This is a genomic window from Lyngbya aestuarii BL J (genome assembly GCF_000478195.2).
Taxonomy (GTDB): Bacteria; Cyanobacteriota; Cyanobacteriia; order Cyanobacteriales; family Microcoleaceae; genus Capilliphycus; species Capilliphycus aestuarii.
The window spans coordinates 1-322 of sequence record NZ_AUZM01000416.1 but is presented as its reverse complement, the minus strand read 5'-3'; the positions used below and the strand labels follow the sequence as shown (position 1 = coordinate 322).

Sequence of the window (322 nt, the reverse complement as noted above, 5' to 3'; positions counted from 1 at the left end):
TCTTCCGATCTTTCGTTGTCTTAGTATTCCCTTGCAGGATCGATCCAACTGGAATACCCTCACGGTTCGCACAATCGCCTTAATTAAAACTGAACTGACCTCAAACCCAGAACGAGGGGTGTATGTCTGTGGAGAATCCTTTGGAGGGTGTTTGGCGGTCAATATCGCCGTGAAAGCACCGAAGCTAATTGATCGCTTAATTTTAGTCAATCCTGCTTCTTCGTTTAAACAGCAGCCCTGGCTTCAGTGGGGATCATTATTAACCCAATCCATGCCGGGATGGTTTTATCCGACTTCTGTACTGACTCTCCTACCTTTCCTG

1 protein-coding gene is annotated in these 322 nt (G+C 46.6%); it reads left to right on the top strand.

Annotated features, from left to right (window positions below; genetic code table 11):
* Positions 1 to 31: 31 nt before the first annotated feature.
* A partial coding sequence (locus M595_RS28750) for an alpha/beta fold hydrolase (RefSeq protein WP_023070065.1) occupies positions 32 to 322 on the top strand: 291 nt, incomplete at its 3' end.